The 22,281-nt window shown below is 66.1% G+C and carries 22 protein-coding genes and 1 pseudogene; 8 read left to right on the forward strand and 15 right to left on the reverse strand.

Annotation, left to right across the window (positions count from 1 at the left end):
- Positions 1 to 31: 31 nt before the first annotated feature.
- From H8S47_RS10910 to H8S47_RS10925, 4 genes and pseudogenes are all read right to left on the reverse strand, one after another.
- Positions 32 to 445 carry a DUF3035 domain-containing protein gene (locus H8S47_RS10910; protein ID WP_187503892.1) on the reverse strand — a complete coding sequence of 138 codons (414 nt, stop codon included), beginning with the start codon at positions 443 to 445 and terminating at the stop codon, positions 32 to 34.
- The gene (lspA, locus tag H8S47_RS10915) at positions 438 to 941 is read right to left on the reverse strand and encodes a signal peptidase II (RefSeq protein ID WP_187503893.1); all 504 of its coding nucleotides are present in this window, start codon (positions 939 to 941) and stop codon (positions 438 to 440) included. Before lspA ends, H8S47_RS10910 begins: the two co-directional genes overlap by 8 nt.
- A pseudogene (locus H8S47_RS10920) lies at positions 934 to 2,493 on the reverse strand (class I tRNA ligase family protein); the annotation flags it as partial. The pseudogene H8S47_RS10920 and the gene lspA, both read right to left, overlap by 8 nt.
- A 109-nt stretch (positions 2,494 to 2,602) precedes the next feature.
- Positions 2,603 to 2,902: a chorismate mutase gene (locus tag H8S47_RS10925; protein ID WP_187503894.1), complete on the reverse strand. Its 300-nt coding sequence runs from the start codon at positions 2,900 to 2,902 to the stop codon at positions 2,603 to 2,605.
- Positions 2,903 to 3,109: 207 nt separating this feature from the next.
- On the opposite strand from H8S47_RS10925, the gene rpsD reads away from it, so the two are divergent.
- The 3 genes from rpsD (at position 3,110) to H8S47_RS10940 (ending at position 6,510) form a co-directional block, all read left to right on the forward strand.
- Entirely contained in the window at positions 3,110 to 3,724 is a 615-nt protein-coding gene (rpsD, locus tag H8S47_RS10930; RefSeq protein ID WP_056053294.1) for a 30S ribosomal protein S4, read from the forward strand.
- Between the two features lie 187 nt (positions 3,725 to 3,911).
- On the forward strand, positions 3,912 to 5,543 hold the full coding sequence (locus H8S47_RS10935) for a M20/M25/M40 family metallo-hydrolase (RefSeq protein ID WP_187503895.1): 1,632 nt from the start codon (positions 3,912 to 3,914) through the stop codon (positions 5,541 to 5,543).
- 1 nt (position 5,544) lies between these two features.
- The gene (locus H8S47_RS10940) at positions 5,545 to 6,510 is read left to right on the forward strand and encodes an agmatine deiminase family protein (protein ID WP_187503896.1); all 966 of its coding nucleotides are present in this window, start codon (positions 5,545 to 5,547) and stop codon (positions 6,508 to 6,510) included.
- A 248-nt stretch (positions 6,511 to 6,758) separates the two neighbouring features.
- Here H8S47_RS10940 and H8S47_RS10945 read toward each other — a convergent pair whose 3' ends face one another.
- The 11 genes from H8S47_RS10945 to coxB all read right to left on the reverse strand — a co-directional run bounded on the left by H8S47_RS10945 (position 6,759) and on the right by coxB (position 17,980).
- Positions 6,759 to 7,628, reverse strand: a complete 870-nt coding sequence (locus H8S47_RS10945) for a class I SAM-dependent methyltransferase (protein WP_187503897.1) — start codon at positions 7,626 to 7,628, stop codon at positions 6,759 to 6,761.
- The gene (thrC, locus tag H8S47_RS10950; protein WP_187503898.1) at positions 7,625 to 9,025 is read right to left on the reverse strand and encodes a threonine synthase; all 1,401 of its coding nucleotides are present in this window, start codon (positions 9,023 to 9,025) and stop codon (positions 7,625 to 7,627) included. Before thrC ends, H8S47_RS10945 begins: the two co-directional genes overlap by 4 nt.
- Before the next feature lie 142 nt (positions 9,026 to 9,167).
- Complete coding sequence (locus H8S47_RS10955) at positions 9,168 to 9,770, reverse strand: SURF1 family cytochrome oxidase biogenesis protein (RefSeq protein ID WP_328805501.1); 603 nt, start codon at positions 9,768 to 9,770, stop codon at positions 9,168 to 9,170.
- Entirely contained in the window at positions 9,767 to 10,150 is a 384-nt protein-coding gene (locus H8S47_RS10960; protein ID WP_187503900.1) for a DUF983 domain-containing protein, read from the reverse strand. Before H8S47_RS10960 ends, H8S47_RS10955 begins: the two co-directional genes overlap by 4 nt.
- A 270-nt stretch (positions 10,151 to 10,420) precedes the next feature.
- Positions 10,421 to 11,347 (reverse strand): cytochrome c oxidase subunit 3, encoded by a 927-nt coding sequence (locus H8S47_RS10965; protein WP_187503901.1) that lies wholly within the window; start codon positions 11,345 to 11,347, stop codon positions 10,421 to 10,423.
- A gap of 30 nt (positions 11,348 to 11,377) precedes the next feature.
- Complete coding sequence (locus H8S47_RS10970) at positions 11,378 to 11,929, reverse strand: cytochrome c oxidase assembly protein (protein ID WP_187503902.1); 552 nt, start codon at positions 11,927 to 11,929, stop codon at positions 11,378 to 11,380.
- Entirely contained in the window at positions 11,929 to 12,078 is a 150-nt protein-coding gene (locus H8S47_RS10975; RefSeq protein ID WP_187503903.1) for a hypothetical protein, read from the reverse strand. The genes H8S47_RS10970 and H8S47_RS10975 overlap by 1 nt, the downstream gene beginning before the upstream one ends.
- Entirely contained in the window at positions 12,075 to 12,974 is a 900-nt protein-coding gene (locus H8S47_RS10980; RefSeq protein ID WP_187503904.1) for a heme o synthase, read from the reverse strand. Before H8S47_RS10980 ends, H8S47_RS10975 begins: the two co-directional genes overlap by 4 nt.
- Before the next feature lie 59 nt (positions 12,975 to 13,033).
- Complete coding sequence (locus tag H8S47_RS10985; RefSeq protein ID WP_187503905.1) at positions 13,034 to 14,503, reverse strand: hypothetical protein; 1,470 nt, start codon at positions 14,501 to 14,503, stop codon at positions 13,034 to 13,036.
- A 647-nt stretch (positions 14,504 to 15,150) separates the two neighbouring features.
- Complete coding sequence (ctaD, locus tag H8S47_RS10990; protein ID WP_187503906.1) at positions 15,151 to 16,815, reverse strand: cytochrome c oxidase subunit I; 1,665 nt, start codon at positions 16,813 to 16,815, stop codon at positions 15,151 to 15,153.
- 1 nt (position 16,816) lies between these two features.
- A complete protein-coding gene (coxB, locus tag H8S47_RS10995) occupies positions 16,817 to 17,980 on the reverse strand; it encodes a cytochrome c oxidase subunit II (protein ID WP_235982788.1) in 1,164 nt (387 codons plus the stop codon).
- A 276-nt stretch (positions 17,981 to 18,256) separates the two neighbouring features.
- Here coxB and pyrE point away from each other — a divergent pair, with 276 nt between their 5' ends.
- The 5 genes from pyrE to H8S47_RS11020 all read left to right on the forward strand — a co-directional run bounded on the left by pyrE (position 18,257) and on the right by H8S47_RS11020 (position 22,236).
- Entirely contained in the window at positions 18,257 to 18,841 is a 585-nt protein-coding gene (pyrE, locus tag H8S47_RS11000; RefSeq protein WP_187503907.1) for an orotate phosphoribosyltransferase, read from the forward strand.
- Complete coding sequence (locus tag H8S47_RS11005; RefSeq protein ID WP_187503908.1) at positions 18,838 to 19,578, forward strand: pyridoxine 5'-phosphate synthase; 741 nt, start codon at positions 18,838 to 18,840, stop codon at positions 19,576 to 19,578. Before pyrE ends, H8S47_RS11005 begins: the two co-directional genes overlap by 4 nt.
- A 168-nt stretch (positions 19,579 to 19,746) precedes the next feature.
- On the forward strand, positions 19,747 to 20,181 hold the full coding sequence (acpS, locus tag H8S47_RS11010) for a holo-ACP synthase (protein ID WP_187503909.1): 435 nt from the start codon (positions 19,747 to 19,749) through the stop codon (positions 20,179 to 20,181).
- Complete coding sequence (lepB, locus tag H8S47_RS11015) at positions 20,178 to 21,158, forward strand: signal peptidase I (protein ID WP_187503910.1); 981 nt, start codon at positions 20,178 to 20,180, stop codon at positions 21,156 to 21,158. The genes acpS and lepB overlap by 4 nt, the downstream gene beginning before the upstream one ends.
- Before the next feature lies 1 nt (position 21,159).
- Complete coding sequence (locus H8S47_RS11020) at positions 21,160 to 22,236, forward strand: AI-2E family transporter (protein WP_187503911.1); 1,077 nt, start codon at positions 21,160 to 21,162, stop codon at positions 22,234 to 22,236.
- The last annotated feature ends 45 nt before the right edge of the window (positions 22,237 to 22,281 follow it).

Here is a 22,281-nt window from a genome sequence, read left to right on the forward strand (position 1 = left end):
CGCCCTTTTTCGTCCACCGGTAAAACCCCGATTAGTTCGCGGTCGTGCGCGCGTCCTGGCCGTCGCCTTCCGGGGCCGCGACGATGTCCCGCGTGGTCGAGCCCTTGTCGACCACCGTCGTACCGGGATCGCCGACGCTGGAGCGGATACCGGGATCGTCGCTATCCGCACCCGCGTCGTTGATCACGCCGGTCTCGGCCGCACTGCGTGCCGCGGTGCCGCCGAACAGCGCATCGAGCGTCTGCGCGTTGGCGGCGGTATCCTGCGGGCGGGCGGCACCAGGCTGTGGCGGGACCAGCGCGAAGTCGGGCGGGATCACGAGCGGCGCCTGGCGCGCGACGGCGAACTCGTCCGGGCGTGCACGATCGAGGCTTCGGCCTGCCCCACACCCCGAAAGGAGGGCGACGCTCGCCAGACCGGCAGCCAGGGGTACGAACTTACGCATGGGAATTCTCCACAGGGGGCTTCTCGCGCACGAGGAGCGCCCGAACAAGCAGGACGAGCACGCCGACAGTAATCGCTGCATCGGCGACATTGAAGACCAAAAACGGACGCCACTCGCCGATGTGCAGGTCGGCGAAGTCGACGACGTAACCGAGCCGGATCCGGTCGAGGATATTGCCGACCGCGCCGCCGAGCACGAAGCCGAGCGCGACCTGATCGGCCGGGTTCTTCTCGCGCGTCATCCACACCGCGACGCCGATCGCGATCGCGCCGGTCAGCAGCACCAGCGCCCAGCGGGTCAGGTGCCCGTCGGCAGGGAGCAGCCCGAGCGAGATGCCGATGTTTGGCACGAAGCGCAGGTCGAAGAACGAGGTGATCGTCTGCGAATCGCCGAGCGAATCGATCCCGAGCGGGTTGGTCACCGCCCATTTGCTGAGCTGGTCGGCGAGGAAGAGCGCGATCGCCGCGCCGAACCCGGCTTTCGGGAGGTTACGCATGCGCCACGACCTTCTCGCAGCGGTCGCAGAGATCGCCATCGACTGTCACCTCGGGGAGGTGACGCCAGCAGCGGCCGCATTTCTTATTAGTGGTGGGCTGAACAGAAATCTCACGCTCGGAAACGTCGATAGCTGTTTGTGTACCTTCGACCGCTTCCAGAATGGTGGCATTGGAAACGATAAACACTTCCGCTAAATTTGCGTTCGCATGGCCGGGGCCATAGATCAAAAGATCGTCTAGCGTCGTGCCGGCAGGCAACATTATCGTTACATCGGCCTGTAAACTAGACCCGACTACTTTCTCGCGCCGAAGTGGCTCGATGGTCTCCGACACGGTTTTACGCAGTGCGCGTAGTTTTTCCCATTTAGACCAAAACGGCCGGTCGACTTCGATTGCCGGCAGCGTCGGCCATTCGAGGTAGTGCACCGAGCTGTCGTCGCTCGGGAAGCGCGACTGCCACACTTCCTCGGCAGTGAAGCACAACACCGGCGCGGCGTAGCGGACGAGCGCGTGGAACAGCACGTCGAGTACGGTGCGGTACGACCGACGCTTGATGTCGCTCGGCGCGTCGCAATAGAGCGAGTCCTTGCGGATATCGAAGAAGAACGCGGACAGGTCCTCGTTCGCGAAGTCGGTCAGCAGGCGCGTGTAGCGGTTGAACTCATACGCTTCGGCCGCTTGGCGCAGCTCGGTGTCGATCATCCGCAAGCGGTGGAGGACGTAGCGCTCCAGCTCGGGCATGTCGGACACCGCGACGCGCTCGGAGTCGTCGAAGCCTTCGAGCGCGCCGAGCATGTAACGGAACGTGTTGCGCAGTTTCCGATACGAGTCGGAGGCGGTGGCGAGCACCTCCTTGCCGATCTTCACGTCGTCGAAATAGTCGGTCGAGGCGACCCACATGCGCAGGATGTCCGCGCCGGACTCGCCGATGATCTTGAGCGGATCGACGACGTTGCCGAGCGACTTCGACATCTTCCGGCCCTGGCCGTCGAGCGCGAAGCCGTGCGTGAGGACTGCGTCATACGGTGCGCGACCACGGGTGCCGCAGCTTTCGAGCAGCGACGACTGGAACCAGCCGCGATGCTGGTCCGAGCCTTCGAGATACAGGTTCGCGCGCGTGCCTTCGCCATAGCGCGCTTCGACGGTGAAGACGTGCGTGCAGCCGGAGTCGAACCAGACGTCGAGGATGTCCTTCACGACCTCATAGTCGGCGAGGTCGTAGTCGGGGCCGAGCAGCGCCTGGTGGCCGTCGGCGTACCATGCGTCCGCGCCGTTCTCGCGGAAGGCTTCGACGATGCGTGCGTTGACGGCGGGGTCGTTGAGGTACTGGCCGGTGGCGCGGTCGACGAACAGCGCGATCGGCACGCCCCAGGCGCGCTGGCGCGAGATGACCCAGTCGGGGCGGCCCTGCACCATCGACGTGATCCGGTTTTCTGAGCGCGCGGGGATCCAGGTGGTGGCCGCGATCGCGTCGAGCGCGATTTCGCGAAGGGTGGCGCCGTTGCCAGCTTCTGCTCCCCCGCCCGCTTGCGGGAGGGGGCTGGGGGGTGGGCTCGCGCCATCCTCGTCGCGCGACGCCGAAGCCGGGGGGGGGGGGGGGGGGGGGGCCGCCCCCCCCCCCCCCCCCCCCCCCCCCTTCCAGGGAGGGGAGTGCGTTGCCCTAGCGGCGGTCGAACGCGGCTAGTTCATAGGCGATCGAGGCTTCGACCAGCCTCTCCCAGAGGTCCGCGATTACCGTGTCGGGCAGGCCGAGCTTGACCGCCTCGGCGCGCGCATTGTCGATCACTTGCGTTTTCCGCGCCTCATCCCGCACATGCCCGCGCTCCGGCTTTATCCGCGCGGCGGCGTCCATATACGCAAAACGCCTGGCGAGGAGCGCAACAAGCTCGCGGTCGAGCGCGTCGACGCCGGCGCGAACCTCGGTCATGGTGGTGCAATCGGGGCCGGGGAGAATGGTCATGCGTCGCCTCTTGCCGACCCTCCAGCACCCTGTCCAGCATGACCGCCGAGCTTGACTCTCACGCCCCCCCCGTCTAGGCGCCCGCCTTCGCAATGGCCCTGCACCCCGGTGAAGCGGTGGCCCTGCCTTGTCTCGACCTTTGGGTCTAACGGCGACCAGCAGAGCGATACCGGGACCAACGTTGTTTGCATTTGCAAAGGTTATACTATGTCGAAGCGTCAAAGCGCGAAGTACAAACTCGATCGCCGTATGGGCGAGAACATCTGGGGTCGTCCCAAGTCGCCGGTCAACAAGCGCGAATACGGCCCGGGCCAGCACGGCCAGCGCCGCAAGGGCAAGGTCAGCGATTTCGGCATCCAGCTGCGTGCCAAGCAGAAGCTCAAGGGCTATTATGGCGACGTGACCGAGAAGCAGTTCCGTGCGTGCTACCACGAGGCTGCGCGTCTGAAGGGCGATACCTCGCAGAACCTGATCGGCCTGCTCGAGCAGCGCCTCGACATGATCGTCTACCGCGCCAAGTTCGCACCGACGATCTTCGCGGCACGCCAGATCGTTTCGCACGGCCACATCCGCGTCAACGGCGTGAAGTGCAACATCGCCTCGCGTCGCTGCTTCGTCGGTGACGAGATCACGCTGGGTTCGAAGGCGCAGGAAATGGCGCTGGTCATGGAAGCGCAGAGCCTCGCTGAGCGTGAGATTCCCGACTATGTCGCCACCGACGGCGCGGCCAAGGTCACCTTCACGCGCGTCCCGACGCTCGACGAAGTGCCTTACCCGGTGAAGATGGAGCCTAACCTCGTCGTCGAATTTTACTCGCGTTAAGCCGAGTAAATTCGTCGACCGGCCGGCGTCGCTCAAGCGACGTCCGACGACGTGGCTTTGCCACGGCGCGGTTTGGAACGGAAAAGGGCGGTCCTGCGGGGCCGCCCTTTTTCGTTGCCCCGTGTCGATTCGTGGACATGCGCTCTGGGCTTTGCCAGAACGCGCGCAACCAAATGGGGATATGACCATGCGCGCTGCCATCCTGCCTCTCCTGCTGCTCGGGACTGCCGCGTCCGCGCAGACGTCTCCGGCGATTTCGGTCGAGACGTTAAAGACCGTCACGCAGGTGCTGTCGTCGGACGCGTATGAAGGCCGTGCGCCGACCACCCCCGCCGAGGCGAAGACGGTCGCGTATATCGTCGAGAGGATGAAGGCGGCAGGTCTCAAGCCCGGCAACAAGGGCGCGTGGACTCAGGACGTGCCGATGGTCGAGATCACCGCCACGAACGTGCAGCCCTATGTCTTCACCGGCGGCAAGGCGCCCATCAGCCTCGCCTATCGCACCGACATGGTCGCGGGCACCTACCGCGTCGCACCGAAATCGAGCGTCGCGAACAGCGACGTGGTGTTCGTCGGCTACGGCATTACCGCACCCGAAAAGGGCTGGGACGATTATGCCGGCGTCGACGTGAAGGGGAAGACGGTCGTCATCCTCATCAACGATGCCGACTGGCAGACGATGTCGCGTGAGGGGCCCTTCGAAGGGCGTGCGATGACGTGGTACGGGCGCTGGCCGTACAAGTTCGAGAATGCGGCTAAGCACGGCGCGGCGGCGGCGATCATCGTCCACGATACCGAGCCGGCGGCGTATCCCTGGGCGGTGGTGCAGTCGTCCTGGACCGGGCCGCAGCTCGAACTGGACGAGAAGGGCGATCATCTCGACCAGTCGCAGATCGTCGGCTGGATGCAGCGCGCGGCGGCCGAGCGCGTGTTCGCGAGCGCGGGCAAGGATTACGCGACGCTGGCGGCGGCGGCCAAGGTGAAGGGGTTCAAGGCGGTTCCGCTCGGGCTAAAGCTGTCGGGCGGGTTCGACAACACGATCAAGCGGCAGGCGTCGAAGAACGTGATCGGCGTGCTGCCGGGCACGTCCGCTCCGAACGACTATGTGATGTATTCGGCGCATTGGGATCATCTCGGCCGGTGCGATCCGGTCGATGGCGACGATATCTGCAATGGTGCTGCGGATAATGCGACCGGTGTCGCCGGGCTGATCGCGCTGGCCGAGGCGCAGGCCAAGGCGGGGCCGGCCAAGCGCTCGATCGCATTCCTGGCGGTGACGGCGGAGGAGTCGGGACTGCTCGGGTCGCGCTATTATGCCGAGCATCCGATCTATCCGCTCGCGCAGACCGCCGGCGGGGTGAACATGGACGTCCTCAACACCGATGGCCGTGCCAAGGACTTCGTCCTGGTCGGCGCAGGGAAATCCGAGATCGAGGATCTGGTGAAGCCGTTCGTCGCTGCCGAGGGCCGCGTGATCGGCGTCGAGGCGAACCCGGAACGCGGCGGCTATTACCGGTCGGATCACTTCAGTTTCGCCAAATTGGGCGTACCGATGCTCGATGGCGGCAGCGGCGAGGACCTCGTCGTCGGCGGGACAGCCGCGGGACATGCCAAGCGCGAGGATTATGTCGCGAATCGCTATCACAAGCCCGCGGACGAATATGACGCGAAGTGGGACTGGTCGGGCGCGGTCGACGACCTGACGATCTATTACGGCCTCGGGCGCAAGCTCGCGGACGATACCAGTCTGTGGCCGAACTGGTATAAGACCGCCGAATTCCGCGGCATCCGTGACCGCGATCGCGCAGGAGCCAAGTGAAGTGACGACGACCACCCCCGCCGAATGGGCGCACCACAAGGCCGTCTGGATCGGTTTCCCGAGCCATGCCGACCTTTGGCTGGAGGATCTGGAGCCGGCGCGGGACGAGGTCGTCGCGTTTGCCAAGGCGGTGCATGCCGAGGGCCGGGGCGAGACGGTGATCCTGGTTGCAGCGGACGTCGGCTCGGCGACCACCGCCAAGAAGCTAGCGCCGTTCGCGCAGGTGGTGGTCGAGCCGTTCGGCGATATCTGGCTGCGCGATACCGCGCCGATCATCGTCGGCGACGGCAGTGCGCGCGATTTCCGGTTCAATGGCTGGGGCGGCAAGTATGACCTGCCGGGCGACGACACGATCGGGCAGCGGCTGGCGGCGAGCCGGCACAAGCGCGTCGAGGCGTGCGACTGGGTCCTCGAAGGTGGCGCGATCGATGGCGACGGCACCGGGACGGTCGTCACGACGCAGCAGTGCCTGCTCAATCGCAACCGTAACCCGTCGCTGAGCAAGGCGGATATCGAGGCTCGGCTTGCGTCGGACCTCGGCTATACCCGCGTGGTGTGGCTGGGTGACGGATTGGTCAACGATCATACCGACGGCCATGTCGACAACCTCGCGCGGTTCGTCGGTGAGGGGCGCGTGGCGATCCCTAAGGCGACCGACAACGATCCGAACTGGCAGGTGTACCAGAACGCCGCGCGCGATGCCGCCGCGGCCGGGCTGGAGGTCGTGACGATCCCGTCGCCGGGCCGCGTGCTGCGTGACGAGGAGGTCGTGCCGGCGAGCTATATGAACTTCTATATCGGCAATGCCGCGGTGGTGGTGCCGTTATATGGGGCTGAGAACGATGCGGCGGCGGTCGTGGCGATCCAGGCGCTGTTCCCGAACCGCGAGGTGGTGGGGCAGCGTGCGGACCATATCCTGACAGGCGGCGGAAGCTTCCACTGCATCTCGCAGCAGATTCCGGGGTGATTCCTATTCTTGTTCCCCCGCGAAGGCGGGGGCCCAGGGTCACAAGCGATTTCGTTCCTGGCTCCTGGACCCCGGCCTGCGCGGGGGAGCGGCCTTCGAGGTGCACTGAGCTCTTGAATTAAAAGCACCACCCCGGCGAAGGCCGGGGCCCAATTGGGGGGCGTAGCCAACGGAGGACCGTCCTTCGTTACGTCAACCGTTCCAATTGGGCCCCGGCCTTCGCCGGGGTGGTGGCTAAGCGGGTGGGCTTAGCGGCTCCAGCGGGCCCAGATTGCCGTCGGCAATACCAGGCCGCGGGCCTCTTCGCGAACGCCGAGTTCGCCCACTTCGACCTTGCCGGGCAGATCGGCGAAGACCTGGTTCAGCAGTTCGCCGATCGCCAGCGCGGACATCCGGACGGCGTAGACCGTGAGGAACAGGAAGCGCGAGTTCTCGTCGAGGAGCTTGCGGCAGTCGGCGATCAGCTTGGGCAGGTCCTCCTCCAGCCGCCAGACCTCGCCCTCCGGACCACGCCCATATTTCGGCGGATCGAGCAAAATCCCATCATACCGCCGCCCGCGCCGCACCTCCCGCGCGACGAACTTCGCCGCATCATCCGTCATCCAGCGGATCGGCGCGTCGGCCATGCCCGACAGTTTCGCGTTGGCCTTGGCCGCCTCGACAGACTTCTTCGACGCATCAACGTGGACCATGCGGACGCCCTTGGTCGCCATCGCCAGCGTGCCGACGCCGGTGTAGCCGAACAGGTTCATGCATTCGGGGCTCTCGAGCCCCGCGACGCGCTCGCGCATCCAGCTCCACACCGGCGCCATGTCGGGGAAGAAGCCGAGGTGGCGGAACGGGGTGGTCTGCGCGGTGTACGACACCTCGTTCCACTTGAGCGTCCAGCCTTCGCGCGGGACAGGCTCGGAGAATTCCCAGCGACCGCCGCCGTCTTCGTCCGAGCCGGGGACGAATTCGCCCTGTGCCTGCCAGTCGGTCGAGGCGGGGGCCCACATCGCCTGCGGTTCGGGGCGGATGAAGCGGAAGCGGCCATAGCGTTCGAGTTTCTTGCCGTGGCCGGAGTCGATCAGGCCGTAATCCGCCCAGGGCTCGCCGATGAGGGTGTGCAGCTTCATGCCGACGGCTTCGCGCGCTCGGTGATGTAGGCGGTGATCGCCTCGAAGGTCGCGGGCAGCGTGGCGTAGCGCTCCTCGCGGTCGAACAGGTCGCCAACGCGGGTCGGCAGCGAGGGGCGGACGCCGGTGGCGCGCTCGACCGCGTCGCCGAACTTGGCGGGGTGCGCGGTGGCGAGCGTTACGATCGGTACGCCGGCGGGGACGTCGGTACGCAGCGCGGCGGCGAGGCCGATCGCGGTATGCGGGTCGATCACTTGGCCAGCGTGCTCGTGCGCCCAGCGCATCGCCAACGTCATGTCATCTAGGTCGATGCGTTCGCTCTGGAACAGCGCCAAGGCACCCTGCGACTGTGCGTTGGTGAGACGCATGGCCCCCGTTGACTCGAAGCCGGCCATCTGTGCGGCGAGTGCGGCACCGTCACGGTCGCCGAGGTCGAACAACAGGCGTTCGAAGTTCGAACTCACCTGGATGTCCATCGACGGGGTCGGGGTCTGCTGGACGCCGCCCTTCGAATAATCGCCGGTGCTGAGCGCGCGGTGGAGGATGTCGTTGACGTTGGTCGCGACCACCAGCTTGGCCACCGGCAGCCCCATCTTCGCTGCGACATAGCCGGCGAAGACGTCGCCGAAATTGCCGGTCGGGACAGCAAACGCGACCTCGCGATCGGGCGCGCCGAGGCGGACCGCGGCGTAGAAGAAATAGACCACCTGCGCCATCAGGCGGGCCCAGTTGATCGAGTTCACCGCGGACAGCGCGAACTTGGTCGAGAAGGCGCGGTCGTTGAACATCGCCTTTACGAGGGCCTGCGCGTCGTCGAAGCTGCCTTCGATCGCGATGTTGTAGACGTTGGGGCTGAGCACCGTGGTCATCTGGCGGCGCTGCACGTCGGAGATGCGGCCGACCGGGTGGAGCATGAAGATGTCGATGCCCTCGCGCCCCGCCACCGCGTCGATCGCCGCCGAGCCGGTGTCGCCGCTGGTCGCACCGACGATCGTCAGGCGCTTGTCCGTGCCGGCGAGGAAGCGCTCGAAGAACAGGCCTAGCAGCTGGAGCGCGACGTCCTTGAATGCGAGCGTCGGGCCGTGGAAGAGTTCGAGCAGCCACTGATCGTGGTCGAGCTGGACCAGCGGTACGACTGCGGCGTGCGAGAAGCGACCGTATGCCTGTTCGCAGAGCGCCTTCAGTTCCTCGCGAGTCATCGCGTCGCCGACGAATGGGGTCATCACGGCGACCGCGGTGTCGACATACGAGAGCCCGGCGAGCGCGGCGATCTCGTCGCGGGGCATCGTCGGCCATGCCTCGGGGAGGTAGAGGCCGCCATCGGACGCGAGCCCGGCGAGCGTCGCCGCTTCGAAATCGAGGATCGGCGCCGAGCCGCGGGTGCTGATGTAACGCATGGCCAAGCGGTTAGCGAATGGGCGGGGAGGCGACAAGCTGCGCGCGCTGTCCGTTTTCCTGCGAACGCAGGAATCCAGGGTTATCCAACGCTACGGAGCGAGGCGCGCGGTACCCTGGGCTCCTGCCTCCGCAGGAGAACGGCTAGCGCGGGCGGCGGCGGAGCGCGAGGGTGTAGATGATCGCGGCGATGGCGGCGAAAAAGAACCATTGGCCCGCATAAGCAAGGTGGTTGTTGGGGACCGACGCGATGTCGGGCTTGCCGTTGGGGTTGAGCCCCGCCTGCGGCGTGTCGGCGATCAGCATCAGGCGTTGCGGCGTGTGATCGAACAGCGATCCGATCAGCGAGCGGCCGTCGGGGGCGTGGCTGATGTAGCCGGAGACTTCGCCGCCGGGCCAGTTCACCTTCGCCATCGGATCGCGCGTCGTGCCGAGCTGGACCACCATGCCGGGGCCCTCCGCGCCGGTCCTGCATTCGGCGATCGCGCGGAAGCCGGATTTACCGGCGCCGGCGAGTTTGATCTCGGTCGGCTGGAGGCAGAGAGCCGAGGCGCGGCGGAACAGGAGCGTTTCGTCGGGAAAGCGCGGGAAGGCCATGGTCGGCTTGGCGGGGTTGGCGGCGAGCTGGGCGAGGAACGCTTCCTTTTTCGGGAGGCGGTCGAGCAGCTGCCACAGGCCGAGGCCGATCATCGCCGCGATCGCGAGCGTGACGAGGATGGTGGGGATGACGGGTACGCGCTTCGTCACGGGTCGATTCGGCCTTCGCGGGCTGCGTTGCGGTATTCGGCGGACATGAGGGCGCCTTTCGCTGCTCTTAAGGACAGCACGACTCCGCCGGCGGTGAAGGGGATCCATATCAGCATGTGCAGCCAGAGCGGCGGGTGGACCTTGAGTTCCAAAGTGATCGCCAGGGTCACGACGAGGGCGCCGAGGATGAGGGTGAGGAACGCCGCGGGGCCGTCGCCGACGTTGAATTTGCTGAAGTCGAGGCCGCAGTTCGGGCAGCGGTCGGCGAAGTTGGACCATTTGGCGAAGAGGGTCGGCTTGCCGCAGCGGGGGCAGAGGCCTTTGAGCGCGACCTGGGCGATCGTGGGGGCGGTGGCGAGGGGGTAGGGGTCTTCGGTCATGCGGTCAGCGCTCCCCTTGTTTCCCCGCAAAGGCGGGGATCCAGACTGGGCTCCCGCCTTCGCGGGAGAAAAAGGGGAGGGCGGGAGGGTCGGCTTGCGGCAGTGCCTCACCACCAAACGCCGGTACCCCGGCGAAGGCCGGGGCCCAGTTGGGGGACGTCGCTAACGGAGGACGGCGCTTCGTTACTGCGACCTTGCCAACTGTGCCCCGGCCTTCGCCGGGGTGGTTGCCGAGGTCGGGGTGGCGGCCAAAGATGGGGTGGTAAAAGCTCAACCCCCGTGGACGGGTGCGCCCCAGCCGCCCCAGACATAGACGGTGACGAACAGGAACAGCCAAACGACGTCGACGAAATGCCAGTACCAGGCCGCCGCCTCGAAGCCGAAATGCTGCTTCGGGGTGAAGTCGCCGCGATACGCGCGGACCAGGCAGACGATCAGGAAGATCGTGCCGATCAGCACGTGGAAGCCATGGAAACCGGTCGCCATGAAGAATGCCGCGCCGTAGTTGATGCCCTTGAACGGGAACGGTGCGTGGATGTACTCGTACGCCTGGATCGCACTGAACAGTGCGCCGAGGATCACCGTCAGCCACAGGCCCTTGAGCACGCCGTCGCGATTGCCGACGCCGATCAGGCCCCACGCGCCGGTCTTCTCGCCGCCGCGCTGGTTGTGGATCAGCGCATGATGCGCCCACGTCACCGTGGTGCCCGAGGTCAGCAGGATCAGCGTGTTGAGCAGCGGCAGTTCGAACGGGTTGATGACCGTCAGTCCCTTCGGAGGCCATTGCGCGACGATCGCCGCGCCGCCTTCGACCGCGCGCGTGACGCTGCCGTCGGCATAGGTCATCGCGGTCGGGAACAGCGAGAAGTCGAAGAACGCCCAGAACCAGCCGACGAAGAACATCACCTCGGAGGCGATGAACAGGATCATGCCGTAGCGGAAATGAAGCTGCACGACCGGCGTATGATCGCCAGCGCGTGCCTCCTGGATGACCTGCGCCCACCAGCTGTAGAAGGTGAAGAGCAGCCCGGCGAGGCCGATGAAGAAGATCCAGCCGCCGCCATTGGGCTTGTCGATATGCCCGCCGTGCATCCACATGATGCCGCCCACCGCCATGATCAGCGCCGAGAACGAGCCGACCAGCGGCCACACGCTCGGCGGCAGGATATGGTAATCATGGTTCTTGGCGCCGGCCATCGGTACTCCCCTATGTTCTTTCGCAGCGTTCTAGCTGGCTGTTTTGGCAGAATCCACCGGGTAAAACGTGTAGCTCAGCGTGATCGTCTGGATATCGGCCGCATCCGGGTCCGTCAGGATCTTCGGATCGACGAAGAAGATCACCGGCATCCGCACCGTCTCGCCGGGCTTCAGCGTCTGCTGCGTGAAGCAGAAACACTGGATCTTGGTGAAATACTTGCCGGCCTGCGCGGGCTGGACGTTGAAGGTCGCGGTGCCGGTCAGCGGCTTGGTTGAGGTGTTGGTGGCCTTGAAGAACGCCATGTCGCGCGCGCCGATGTCGATCGTGTCCGAGCGATTCTCGGGCACGAACTTCCACGGCAGCTTGGGGCTGACGTTGGTGTCGAAGTCGACCGTGATCTTGTGATCGACCGCGCCGGGGGCAACGAGCCCGCGCTGCGTCGTGCCGTTGAGCCCGGTGACCGAGCAGAACAGGCGGTAGAGCGGCACGCTGGCCCAGGCGAGCCCGGTCATGAAGCAGATGAAGAGCACCGCCAGCGCCGCCGTGCGGTTGGTACGCGACATGGCCTTCCATCCGGTCATCAGTGCGGCATCCCCGCGCGGATCTTGGCGATCGAAATCGCGAAGACGAGGATGACGAAGGCGCCGAGCAGGACAGCCATGACACGCGCACGACCGCGCTGGCGGCTGCGGATCAGGTCTTCCTCGCGGAGGGGATCGGGGATGCTCATGCGAACCACCGGTCGACGACCAGCGCGCCGAACATCACGAACAGATACAGGATCGAGTATTTGAACAAGGCCTTCTCCGGTTTCATCGCATCGTCGGCATGCGTGGTGCGCTTGGCGACGCGGACGGCGAGTAGCGCAAACCAGCCGGTGAGCAGGACGGCGGCGATGCCGTAGATCGCGCCGGTCAGGCCTAGCGGCCAGGGCAGGATCGCGACCGCTGCCATCGGGATCGTGTAGAGCCCGATCTGCGTCCGCGTAGTCCGCTCGCCAGACACGACGGGGAGCATCGGCACGCCCGCGGCGGCGTAATCGCTCTTCATGAACAGCGCGAGCGCCCAGAAATGCGGCGGCGTCCACAGGAACACGAAGAGGAACAGCAGCACGGGGAGCAGCGCGATGTCGCCGGTCGCCGCCGCCCAGCCGATCAGCGGCGGGAACGCGCCGGCAGCACCACCGATGACGATATTCTGCGGCGTGCGGCGCTTTAGCCAGACGGTGTAGACCAGCACGTAGAACAGAATCGAAACGGTCAGGATCGCGGCGGCGACGGCGTTGACCGCGAACCCCATGAACAGGACCGAGAATGCACCGAGGCCGACACCGAAATGCAGCGCCGCCTGGCGGTCCATCCGGCCATCGGGGAGGGGGCGCTTCTGTGTGCGGCGCATGACCGCGTCGATATCCGACTCGTACCATTGGTTGAGCGCTCCCGCGGCACCCGCGCCGAGCGCGATACAGAGGATTGCGGTGAAGCCGATCACAGGATGTACGCCGACCGGCGCGGCTAGCATGCCGCAAAGGCCGGTGAAGACGACGAGCGTCATCACCCGCGGCTTGGTCAACGCAAGAAAATCGCGCCAGTGCGCCGGTGGCAGGAGTGGAGTGACAGGAGTCATGGTTCGGGTACGCTATACGCGTTGCGGCGGACCTCGGAAACCCTTCGCGTCGTGTCGGCTCAAGGGGTTGGCCGATGCGCGGGTACGGGCTGGTGGATGACCGCGGTGCCATCCGTGTAGACGCGCCGCCACGCGGGGTCATGATCGAGCAAGCCGACCAGCGGCGAGCGTGGCGGCAGGATCGTCCAGCCGAAATGCCATCTCGCGTTCGCCGCGTGCCAGCGTTCGGCGTCGCCCGCGGCGATCCTGAAATAGTCGAGCGTGAACGGGTCTCCGTACATGTCGGACCGACCGTCGATATAGGGCCGGATGCCGGCGAGGATCAGCGACCCGCCGAAGCTGTATTCGTTGAAGACGCGCTGGTTGCGGAGTGCCGGGGGCAACTGGCGGAGCGCGGTGGCGGGGATACCGGCGCTGTCGTTGCGCACCACGGGGACGGCGATCCGGTAGGTTGCGAGGCCGATCGCGAGCAGCAGGATCAGGATGCCGATCGATCGGCTCTCTCGGCATGGTATTGATGAGCTCCTGGTATTGGTGGTCCAGGCTTTGCCGAGCGGTTCTGCGAGGACCAGGATACCGACGACGACCAGGACGATTTCCTGGCGGGTATGTTGCAGGGCGAGGTGCAGGACGCCGAGCAACAGGAGCAGCCGAACGGGTGGGATGCGCACCGGCCGGAGGAGCAGGCAGGCGAGGGTGGCGAGCAGGATCGCCTCGAACCCGGAGAACGTCGCGAAGTCGGCGGGCTGCCATTCGTCGAGATGCGCGAGCAGTTTCAGCCGGTCGACGTAGAACGGGAAGACGAGGCCGTCGAAACCGGCGGGGGTCGCGGTGGCGGCGATAGCGCAGGCCAGACCGAACGCACCCCAGCCCAGGACGACGCGACGGCGGTGGGACGGAGCGGCGGTGATCAGCGCTTCGAGCGCGAACACGCCGACGAGTGCCAGCCCGAACACGAAGCTGCCATGCGCGTTCGCCCATACCAGCATGAGTAAGGCGAAGCCCAACGCCGGCGGTCGGTCGCGCGCGCGCGCGTGCAGCAGGGCGATCAGCCAGCCGGCCAGCATTGGCAGCGCGAGGATGTGCGGGCGTGCCAGCAACGACGGGAGCAGGCCGGTGACGAGCAGGAGCAGCGCGAGGATACTGGCGCGCGTGCTCAGCCAGCGGCGGATTTCGTAGGCGACGAGCGCGAACAGCGCGGCCATCGCTGCGCCTATGAGGACGATCAGGCCACTCCAGCCGGCGGCGCGATAACTCGCGTACATCGCCAGTTCGGACAGCCATTCGTGCGCCACCCACGGCCGGCCGGTGGCGGTGAACGAGAACGGGTCGGTGGTCGGGACGCTGGCATGCGCGACGATCCAGGCGCCGGTCGCGAGGTGCCAGCCGGTGTCGCCGTCACGCAGCGCGGTGGGGACTATGATCGTGAACGCGAACGCGGCGAACGCGGCGAGTAGGGCGAGGATCGAGCGGGGGATTCCCGTGGGGACGTCGGGACTGACTGGGGTTGGGGGAGGGGCGCTCGGCATGGAGGCGGGGTTAGCGCGATTGTCCTTTGGAATGGTGAACGGGGGTGGGTTTGCGTTTAGGCTGGGGTCTTGCCTGTGAGCCCGGGCTCTTTCCGTTCCCCATCCCCTAACCTTCTCTCTAGCCCCTGACCGTCATCCAGGTCCGCTTAGTCACCTCGGCCCCTTCCCGCCGCCAGTCCCGCCGCCCGAGTCCCCCGGTCACCCAGCCCTTTCCGGTCACCCCAGCAAAAACTGGGGTCTCCCGCTTGGCGAGCGCGTGGAGTCACAGGGTGAAATCCCAGCTTTTGCTGGGATGACGGCGGCGGTGACGGGCGTGCGTGATTATGGGCGTGGGGTGACGTGGAGGGGATGACGAGAGTGCGTGATTACGCGCGTAGGGTGATGGGCGTGGAGGATGACGAGCGTAGGAATGACGCAGGTGCGGACTCCCGCCTCCTTGTTCTCCCGCGAAGGCGGGAGCCCAGGCTGTGTTTCCGCTTTCGCGGAGACACATGATCTGGCTCGAAGGCGTAATTGAACGAAAAACGCCCCGGGTCTCCCCGAGGCGTTTACGTTTTCGGCTGGCCCCGACACGGGAGTAAATCCCGTGTCGTCGGACGCGGCGTTGCTGCGCCGGCCGGGCGGGGGCCTGCTGGCCCTGATCCGCCTCAGTCGATTTTCGGCAGCGTCTCGAACTGGTGGTATGGCGGCGGCGAGGAGATCGTCCACTCCAGCGTCGTCGCGCCGTCGCCCCAGGGGTTGTCGCCTGCCGGCTTGCCCGCGACCATCGACCAGATCAGGTTGACGAAGAACACCACCATGCCCGCGGCCATGATCATGTAGCCGACCGACGCGACCGTGTTCCAATGCTCGTACTGCGGCGTGTAGTCCGGAATACGGCGCGGCATGCCCTGGAGCCCCAGGAAGTGCATCGGGAAGAACATCACGTTCACGCCGATGAAGAACACCCAGAAATGCAGCTGGCCGAGGAACTCGTTGTACATCTTCCCCGACATCTTCGGGAACCAATAGTAGAACCCGGCGAACAGCGAGAACACGGCGCCCAGCGACAGGACGTAGTGGAAATGCGCCACCACGTAGTAGGTGTCCTGCATGTAATCGTCGATGCCGCCGTTGGCGAGCACCACGCCGGTCACGCCGCCGACGGTGAACATGAAGATGAAGCCGATCGACCACACCATCGGCGTCTTGAAAGTGAGCGAGCCGCCCCACATCGTCGCGATCCACGAGAAGATCTTGATGCCGGTCGGGACCGCGATGACCATCGTCGCCGCGGTGAAGTACATCTTGGTGTTCACGCTGAGGCCGGTCGTGAACATGTGGTGCGCCCACACGACGAACCCGACCACGCCGATCGCGACCATCGCGTAGGCCATGCCGAGGTAGCCGAAGACCGGCTTGCGGCTGAACGTCGAGATGATCTGGCTGACGATGCCGAAGCCCGGCAGGATCATGATGTAGACTTCGGGATGGCCGAAGAACCAGAACAGATGCTGGTACAGGACGGGGTCGCCGCCGCCGGCCGGATCGAAGAAGGTGGTGCCGAAGTTGCGATCGGTTAGCAGCATCGTGATCGCCGCGGCGAGCACCGGCAGTGCGAGCAGCAGCAGGAACGCGGTGACGAGCATCGACCACACGAACAGCGGCATCTTGTGCAGCGTCATGCCCGGCGCGCGCATGTTGAAGATCGTCGTGATGAAGTTGATCGCGCCGAGGATCGACGACGCGCCCGCGAGATGGAGCGCGAGGATCGCCATGTCGGTCGACGGCCCGGGCTCGCCATAGGTCGAGAGCGGCGCGTAGAGCGTCCAGCCATTACCCGCGCCACCGAAGAACGGCGAGGCCAGCAGCAGCGTGAAGGCGGGGATCAGCAGCCAGAACGACACGTTGTTCATGCGCGGGAACGCCATGTCCGGCGCACCGATCATGATCGGCACGAACCAGTTGCCGAAGCCGCCGACCATCGCCGGCATGACCATGAAGAACACCATGATCAGGCCGTGCGCGGTGATCAGCACGTTCCAGAGATGGAGCGATTCGTCGAGGCTGGCGGGGCCGCCGTGGAGCATGCTCGCCCAGCCCTGCAGATACTGGATGCCGGGATGCGCGAGCTCGGCGCGCATGAGGCCCGAGACCGAGCCGCCGATGATCCCCGCGACGATCGCGAAGATCAGGTACAGCGTGCCGATATCCTTGTGGTTGGTCGACATGAACCAACGCGCGAAGAATCCCGGTTTGTGATCGGTGTCGTGGTGATGGTCGTGCGCGTCGTGGCTTACGAACGCCGACGGGGTGAGAGCGGTGTCGGTCATCTTACAGTCCCGCGTTGCCGGCGCCGGCCGGGTTTGAGGTGGCGCCCTGCGTCGTCGCGGGGGCTGCGGTGGTCACGTTCTCGACCGGGCCGGTGGCGTTGGCGGTTTCCGCCGCCTCCTCGACCTTCGCCGCGGAGCCATCGGCGCCGGGCTGCGGAATGACCTTGTCGGACGCCTTGCCGGGGGTCGGCATCGTGCCGCCCTTGGCGCGGACCCAGGCCGCATATTCGGCGGGCGGAACGGCTTCGACCGCGATCGGCATATAGCCGTGGCGCGCGCCGCACAGTTCCGAGCACTGGCCGAAATACAGGCCGGGCTTGTCGATCGTGAAGCTGGTCTCGTTCAGGCGACCTGGGATCGCGTCGAGCTTGATCCAGAACGCAGGCACCGCCCAGCTGTGGATCACGTCGTTCGACGTGGTGATCAGGCGGATCGGCACGCCGACGGGGAGGACGATGCGGTTGTCGGTCGCGAGCAGTGCCGGGCCGTCTGCATCGGTGCGGGCGCGCTCGCCGGCGGCGACCTCACCCTTTTCCTTCAGCATGTTGGCGGTGATCTCGAAGCCGCCATTGTCCGGATACTGATAGGTCCAATACCATTGGTTGCCGATCGCTTTCAGCGTCACGGCGCCCGACGGGGCCGGCTTGAACTGCGCCTGGAGCAGCCCGATCGAGGGGACTGCGATCAGCACCAGGATCACAACCGGCGCGAGCGTCCAGATGATCTCGATGACGGTGTTGTGCGACGTCTTCGACGCGACCGGGTTGCGTGCCTTGCGATAGCGGAACGACACCCAGAACAGCAGCGCGAGAACGAACAGCGAGATGATCGTGATCGTCGGCACCAGGATCGAATTATGCATCCAGTGCGCGAACTGACCGTTCTTGGTCACCTGGGGTTGAAGACCGAACAGGCCGTCGGTCGGCTGGCCGATCATCGGCTTGGCCGTCATCGCCGGCGCACCGTCCATCGCGAGTTCGGGGCTGGACGGGTTGGCGGTCGGCGTCGCTGCCGATGTGGTCGGCGCGGTGTTGGAGACACCACCCGGCGCCGCCGCGGCCTGCGGTGCTGGTGCCGCTGCTGGCGTGTTCGTCGGCGTGCTTGCAGGCTGGGCCGCATGCCCGGCGACACCACCGAGACTCGCCAGTGCGAGCCCCGCTGCCATCGCAAATCCTCTCATCCCCATCTTGCGCATCGTTATTCTTGACCCCGGTTTATAGCGAACCCGATATCACGGACGCGCGGATGTCTGCTTATCATTTGGCAGGAGCTATACCCAGCGGGGGGGCTCGCCTCAAGCATTGTCTCTAACCATCGCTTCAACCCTTCGTCAGGATGGCGGACTGGGGTGACGTGTGATGCCTGGAGCGACGGTTGTCGTTGCGTGGCCCCGGGTGCGCCCGTATCAGCGCGGGCAGACCTTTTGGAGCGATGACCCGCGATGACCGAAGACGACGTGCTCGCCGAATTCCGTGCTGCCGAGGCGCTGCTCGAAGGGCATTTCATCCTGTCCTCGGGGCTTCGCAGTTCGCGCTACCTGCAATGCGCTCGGGTGCTGATGGACCCCGCGCGTGGCGCTCGGTTGTCGGAAGCGCTGGTGGCATCGATCCCGGTGGAGTTGCGCGCGCAGATCGATATCGTGGTCTCGCCCGCGATGGGTGGCGTGATCGCCGGCCACGAAATGGGCCGCGCGCTCGGTGTCGAGGCGGTATTCCTCGAGCGGCCCGCCGGCGTGTTCGAACTGCGCCGCGGGTTCCGGCTCGCGCCCGGCCAGGGCGTGCTGATGATGGAGGACGTCGTCACCACCGGGCTGTCGTCGCGCGAGGCGATCGCGGCGATCGGGCGCGCGGGCGGCGTGACCGTCGCGGCGGCGGCGCTGGTCGATCGCTCGAACGGGACGGCGGACCTCGGCGTGCCGTTCTTCCCGCTGATCCGGCTCGACGTGCCGACCTATCCGGCGAATGCGCTGCCGCCCGAACTGGCGGCGATCCCCGCGATCAAGCCTGGCAGCAGGGCGGCGGCATGAGCCCCCCCGGCAACGACCACCTGCGCCTCGGCGTCAACATCGATCACGTCGCAACGGTGCGGAATGCGCGCGGGGCTGGCTATCCCGATCCGGTACGCGCGGCGCTGGTCGCCGCGGCGGCGGGGGCGGACGGGATCACCGCACACCTGCGCGAGGATCGCCGGCACATCACCGACGACGATATCGCGCGGCTGTCGGCCGAGCTGACGATCCCGCTCAACCTGGAGATGGCAGCGACCGACGAGATGCTCGGCATCGCGCTGCGCCACAAGCCGCATGCCGCATGCATCGTGCCGGAGAAACGCGAGGAACTGACCACCGAGGGCGGGCTCGACGTTGCCGGCCATTACGACCGGATGGCGCGGCTGGTCGACGCGCTGGCGGGGGCGGGCATCCGTGTGTCTCTGTTCATCGAACCCGACGCGCGGCAGATCGAGGCGGCGGTGCGGCTCAAGGTGCCGGTGATCGAACTGCACACCGGGTTGTACGCGGAACTGTCGGGCGAGGCGCAGACGGCGGAACTGCGCCGGCTGACCGATGCGGCGGCGCTAGCCGCGAAGAACGGTATCGAGGTGCATGCGGGGCACGGCCTGACCTACGACAACGTCGCGCCGATCGCTGCCATCCGGCAGGTTCGGGAGCTGAACATTGGGCATTTCCTGGTCGGCGAGGCGCTGTTCGTCGGGCTCGGCGAGGCGGTTCGGCTGATGCGCGAGGCTATGGATGCGGCGCGGTAAGTCAGAAGGTGTGTTCACGCGGAGACGCGGAGACGCGGAGCAGAAGGGGGCCACTGGGCGCCGTCCCGCTTGCTTCTCACCTTCGCCGCACTTGCGGCTCTCAAACTCTCCGCGTCTCCGCGTCTCCGCGCGAACAGAATCTTTTGTCTTCCGACCCCAGGCGTCGCGATGATTATCGGGCTTGGGTCCGACCTGTGTAACATTGAGCGGATCGCTTCGTCGGTCGAGCGGTTCGGCGAGCGGTTCGAGCAGCGGGTGTTCACCGATGTCGAGCGCGTGAAGGCGGCACGGCGGCCTTTTACCAAGGCGGGGACGCTGGCAAAGCGGTTCGCCGCCAAGGAGGCGTTTTCCAAGGCCGTCGGGACCGGGTTTCGTGCAGGCGTGTTCATGCGCGACATCGGCGTGGTCAACGCCCCGAGCGGCGCGCCGACGCTGGCGCTGACCGGGGGCGCCAAAGCGAGGCTTGACGCGTTGACCCCCGAAGGCCACGCCGCGCGTGTGCATTTGACGATGACCGATGATTATCCGTGGGCGCAGGCCTTCGTGATCATCGAAGCTATACCTCTGATATCCCCGGACACGAACCTGGATATGAATCGATGAAGGACGCGGCGTTGGACGGCAACGAGTTCCAGGAAAAGCCCCTCGCGCAGACGACCGCGGCCGATACCGCGCCACCGGCCGGCACCACGTCTGAAACGACCCGCCGCCGCGGCACCGACTGGTGGGGCGAGGTGAAGGGGATCTTCTGGCTGATCCTGGTCGTGCTCGGCTTCCACAGCTTCATTGCCAAGCCCTTTTATATTCCCAGCGAATCGATGCTGCCGGGCCTCCGCATCGGCGATCGTTTGGTGGTGACCAAGTTCGCGTACGGCTGGTCGTTCGTGTCGCCGACGATCCCGAACCCGGTCGCGATCTTCAAGGGCGTCGTGCTGCGCCAGCAGGAAGACAGCTGGAGCGTGTCGCTGCCGTTCATTCACGGCCGCCTGTTCGGATCGCTGCCGACGCGCGGCGACGTGGTGATCGTGACGCCGCCGGGCACGCATAACGACTATATCAAGCGCGTCATCGGCCTGCCCGGCGACAGGCTGGCCGTGCGCGGCGGGATCGTGTTCCTCAACGGCGTCGCGGTGAAGCGTGGCCCGCTGCATGACACGCTGATTCCGGTCGACACCAACAGCCCGTGCAGTGAGATCGACTATCCCGGCGCGCGCGAGACGCTGCCCGACGGGCGCGAGATGTGCCGCCTGCCGACTTATACCGAGACGCTGCCCAATGGTCGCCGTTACGAGACGATCGATCTGGAATCGGACAGCCAGGGCGACAATTTTGCCGAGATCACGATCCCCGCGAACCACGTCTTCCTGATGGGCGACAACCGCGATCGCTCGGCCGACAGCCGGTTCGCGCTGAGCCAGCTCGGGCTTGGCGGGCCGGTGCCGTATGAAAATCTCGGCGGGCGTGCGGAGTTCATCACCTTCAGTCTCGACGGGGATGCGACGTTCAACCCGCTGAGCTGGTGGAGTTCGCTGCGCCCGGATCGCGCGGGCACCTCGCTCCATCCCGCCAAGGCGAACTGAGATGGCCGAGACGAAGACGGTCGACGAACTGAGCCCGGTCGAGATGCGCGATCCGTTCCTGCGCAAGGAACTGAAGCGCGCGGCGATCTGGCTCGGGCTCGCCTGCGTGATCGCGCTGTTGATCGTGCTGGTGCAGCCGTTGCTGATCATCTTCGCGGGCGTCGTCTTCGCGGCGTTGCTCGATGGCGGCGTGCGGCTGCTCGGACGCGTGCTGCCGATCGGGCGTGGCTGGCGGTTGCTGATCGTCGTGCTGCTGACGTTCGCGTTCCTCGTCGGCACGTTCGTGCTGACTGGCGTGCAGGTTACCGAGCAGGTGACGCAGTTGCGTTCGACGCTGGAATCGCAGGCCAATCGCTTCACCGGCTATCTGACCTCGCAGGGGCTGATGCCGGGCGCGTCGGACGTCAACGGGATCGTCAAGCAGGCACTTGGCTCGGTCGGGCGCGTGACGTCGTGGGTGGGCAGCGCGATCGGCGCGATCACCAGCATGTTCATGATCCTGATCCTCGGGCTGTTCATCGCGATGGACCCGGGGACGTACTCGCGCGGGATGCAGTGGATGGTGCCGAGCGACCTTCGCCCGGAGTTTGCGAAGACCCTGGTCAAGATGGGCGCGACGTTGCGGCGGTTGCTCGCCGGGCGCCTGCTCGGGATGGCGGTCGAGGGTGTCGCGAGCGGCATCGCGCTGGCGATCGGCGGCGTGCCGATGGCGATGCTGCTCGGCATCATCGCGGGGATCCTGGCATTCATTCCGAACGTCGGCGCGATCGTGACCGGCGTACTGATGGTCGCGGTCGGGTTCAGCGCCGGCGTCGATACGGGGTATTGGGCGATCGGCACGTATCTCGTGGTGCAGACGATCGACGGGTATGTGATCGTGCCGATGGTCGCCAAGCGCACCGTCGATCTTCCGCCGGCGTTGACCTTGGGTGCGCAGATCCTGGCGAGCGCGCTGTTCGGGATCCTGGGGCTGGCGCTGGCCGATCCGATGACCGCGATGTTGAAGACCGCGCTGGAGCGTCGGTCGGCGCGGGAAGAGGAGAAGGCCGAGACGGCGGAAGGCGAGGCTACGGCCTGACTAGATTTAGCGCCCCCTCCCCCTCAATCTGGGTTCATAGCCCAC

This window comes from Sphingomonas albertensis (assembly GCF_014358075.1).
GTDB lineage: Bacteria > Pseudomonadota > Alphaproteobacteria > Sphingomonadales > Sphingomonadaceae > Sphingomonas > Sphingomonas albertensis.

Coding starts and splice junctions, on each gene's coding strand:
- H8S47_RS10910 (WP_187503892.1), bottom strand. CDS start 445: ATGCGTAAGTTCGTACCCCTGGCTGCCGGTCTGGCGAGCGTCGCCCTC.
- lspA (WP_187503893.1), bottom strand. CDS start 941: ATGCGTAACCTCCCGAAAGCCGGGTTCGGCGCGGCGATCGCGCTCTTC.
- H8S47_RS10925 (WP_187503894.1), bottom strand. CDS start 2,902: ATGACCATTCTCCCCGGCCCCGATTGCACCACCATGACCGAGGTTCGC.
- rpsD (WP_056053294.1), top strand. CDS start 3,110: ATGTCGAAGCGTCAAAGCGCGAAGTACAAACTCGATCGCCGTATGGGC.
- H8S47_RS10935 (WP_187503895.1), top strand. CDS start 3,912: ATGCGCGCTGCCATCCTGCCTCTCCTGCTGCTCGGGACTGCCGCGTCC.
- H8S47_RS10945 (WP_187503897.1), bottom strand. CDS start 7,628: ATGAAGCTGCACACCCTCATCGGCGAGCCCTGGGCGGATTACGGCCTG.
- thrC (WP_187503898.1), bottom strand. CDS start 9,025: ATGCGTTACATCAGCACCCGCGGCTCGGCGCCGATCCTCGATTTCGAA.
- H8S47_RS10960 (WP_187503900.1), bottom strand. CDS start 10,150: ATGACCGAAGACCCCTACCCCCTCGCCACCGCCCCCACGATCGCCCAG.
- H8S47_RS10965 (WP_187503901.1), bottom strand. CDS start 11,347: ATGGCCGGCGCCAAGAACCATGATTACCATATCCTGCCGCCGAGCGTG.
- H8S47_RS10970 (WP_187503902.1), bottom strand. CDS start 11,929: ATGACCGGATGGAAGGCCATGTCGCGTACCAACCGCACGGCGGCGCTG.
- H8S47_RS10975 (WP_187503903.1), bottom strand. CDS start 12,078: ATGAGCATCCCCGATCCCCTCCGCGAGGAAGACCTGATCCGCAGCCGC.
- H8S47_RS10980 (WP_187503904.1), bottom strand. CDS start 12,974: ATGACTCCTGTCACTCCACTCCTGCCACCGGCGCACTGGCGCGATTTT.
- H8S47_RS10985 (WP_187503905.1), bottom strand. CDS start 14,503: ATGCCGAGCGCCCCTCCCCCAACCCCAGTCAGTCCCGACGTCCCCACG.
- ctaD (WP_187503906.1), bottom strand. CDS start 16,815: ATGACCGACACCGCTCTCACCCCGTCGGCGTTCGTAAGCCACGACGCG.
- coxB (WP_235982788.1), bottom strand. CDS start 17,980: ATGGCAGCGGGGCTCGCACTGGCGAGTCTCGGTGGTGTCGCCGGGCAT.
- pyrE (WP_187503907.1), top strand. CDS start 18,257: ATGACCGAAGACGACGTGCTCGCCGAATTCCGTGCTGCCGAGGCGCTG.
- H8S47_RS11005 (WP_187503908.1), top strand. CDS start 18,838: ATGAGCCCCCCCGGCAACGACCACCTGCGCCTCGGCGTCAACATCGAT.
- acpS (WP_187503909.1), top strand. CDS start 19,747: ATGATTATCGGGCTTGGGTCCGACCTGTGTAACATTGAGCGGATCGCT.
- lepB (WP_187503910.1), top strand. CDS start 20,178: ATGAAGGACGCGGCGTTGGACGGCAACGAGTTCCAGGAAAAGCCCCTC.
- H8S47_RS11020 (WP_187503911.1), top strand. CDS start 21,160: ATGGCCGAGACGAAGACGGTCGACGAACTGAGCCCGGTCGAGATGCGC.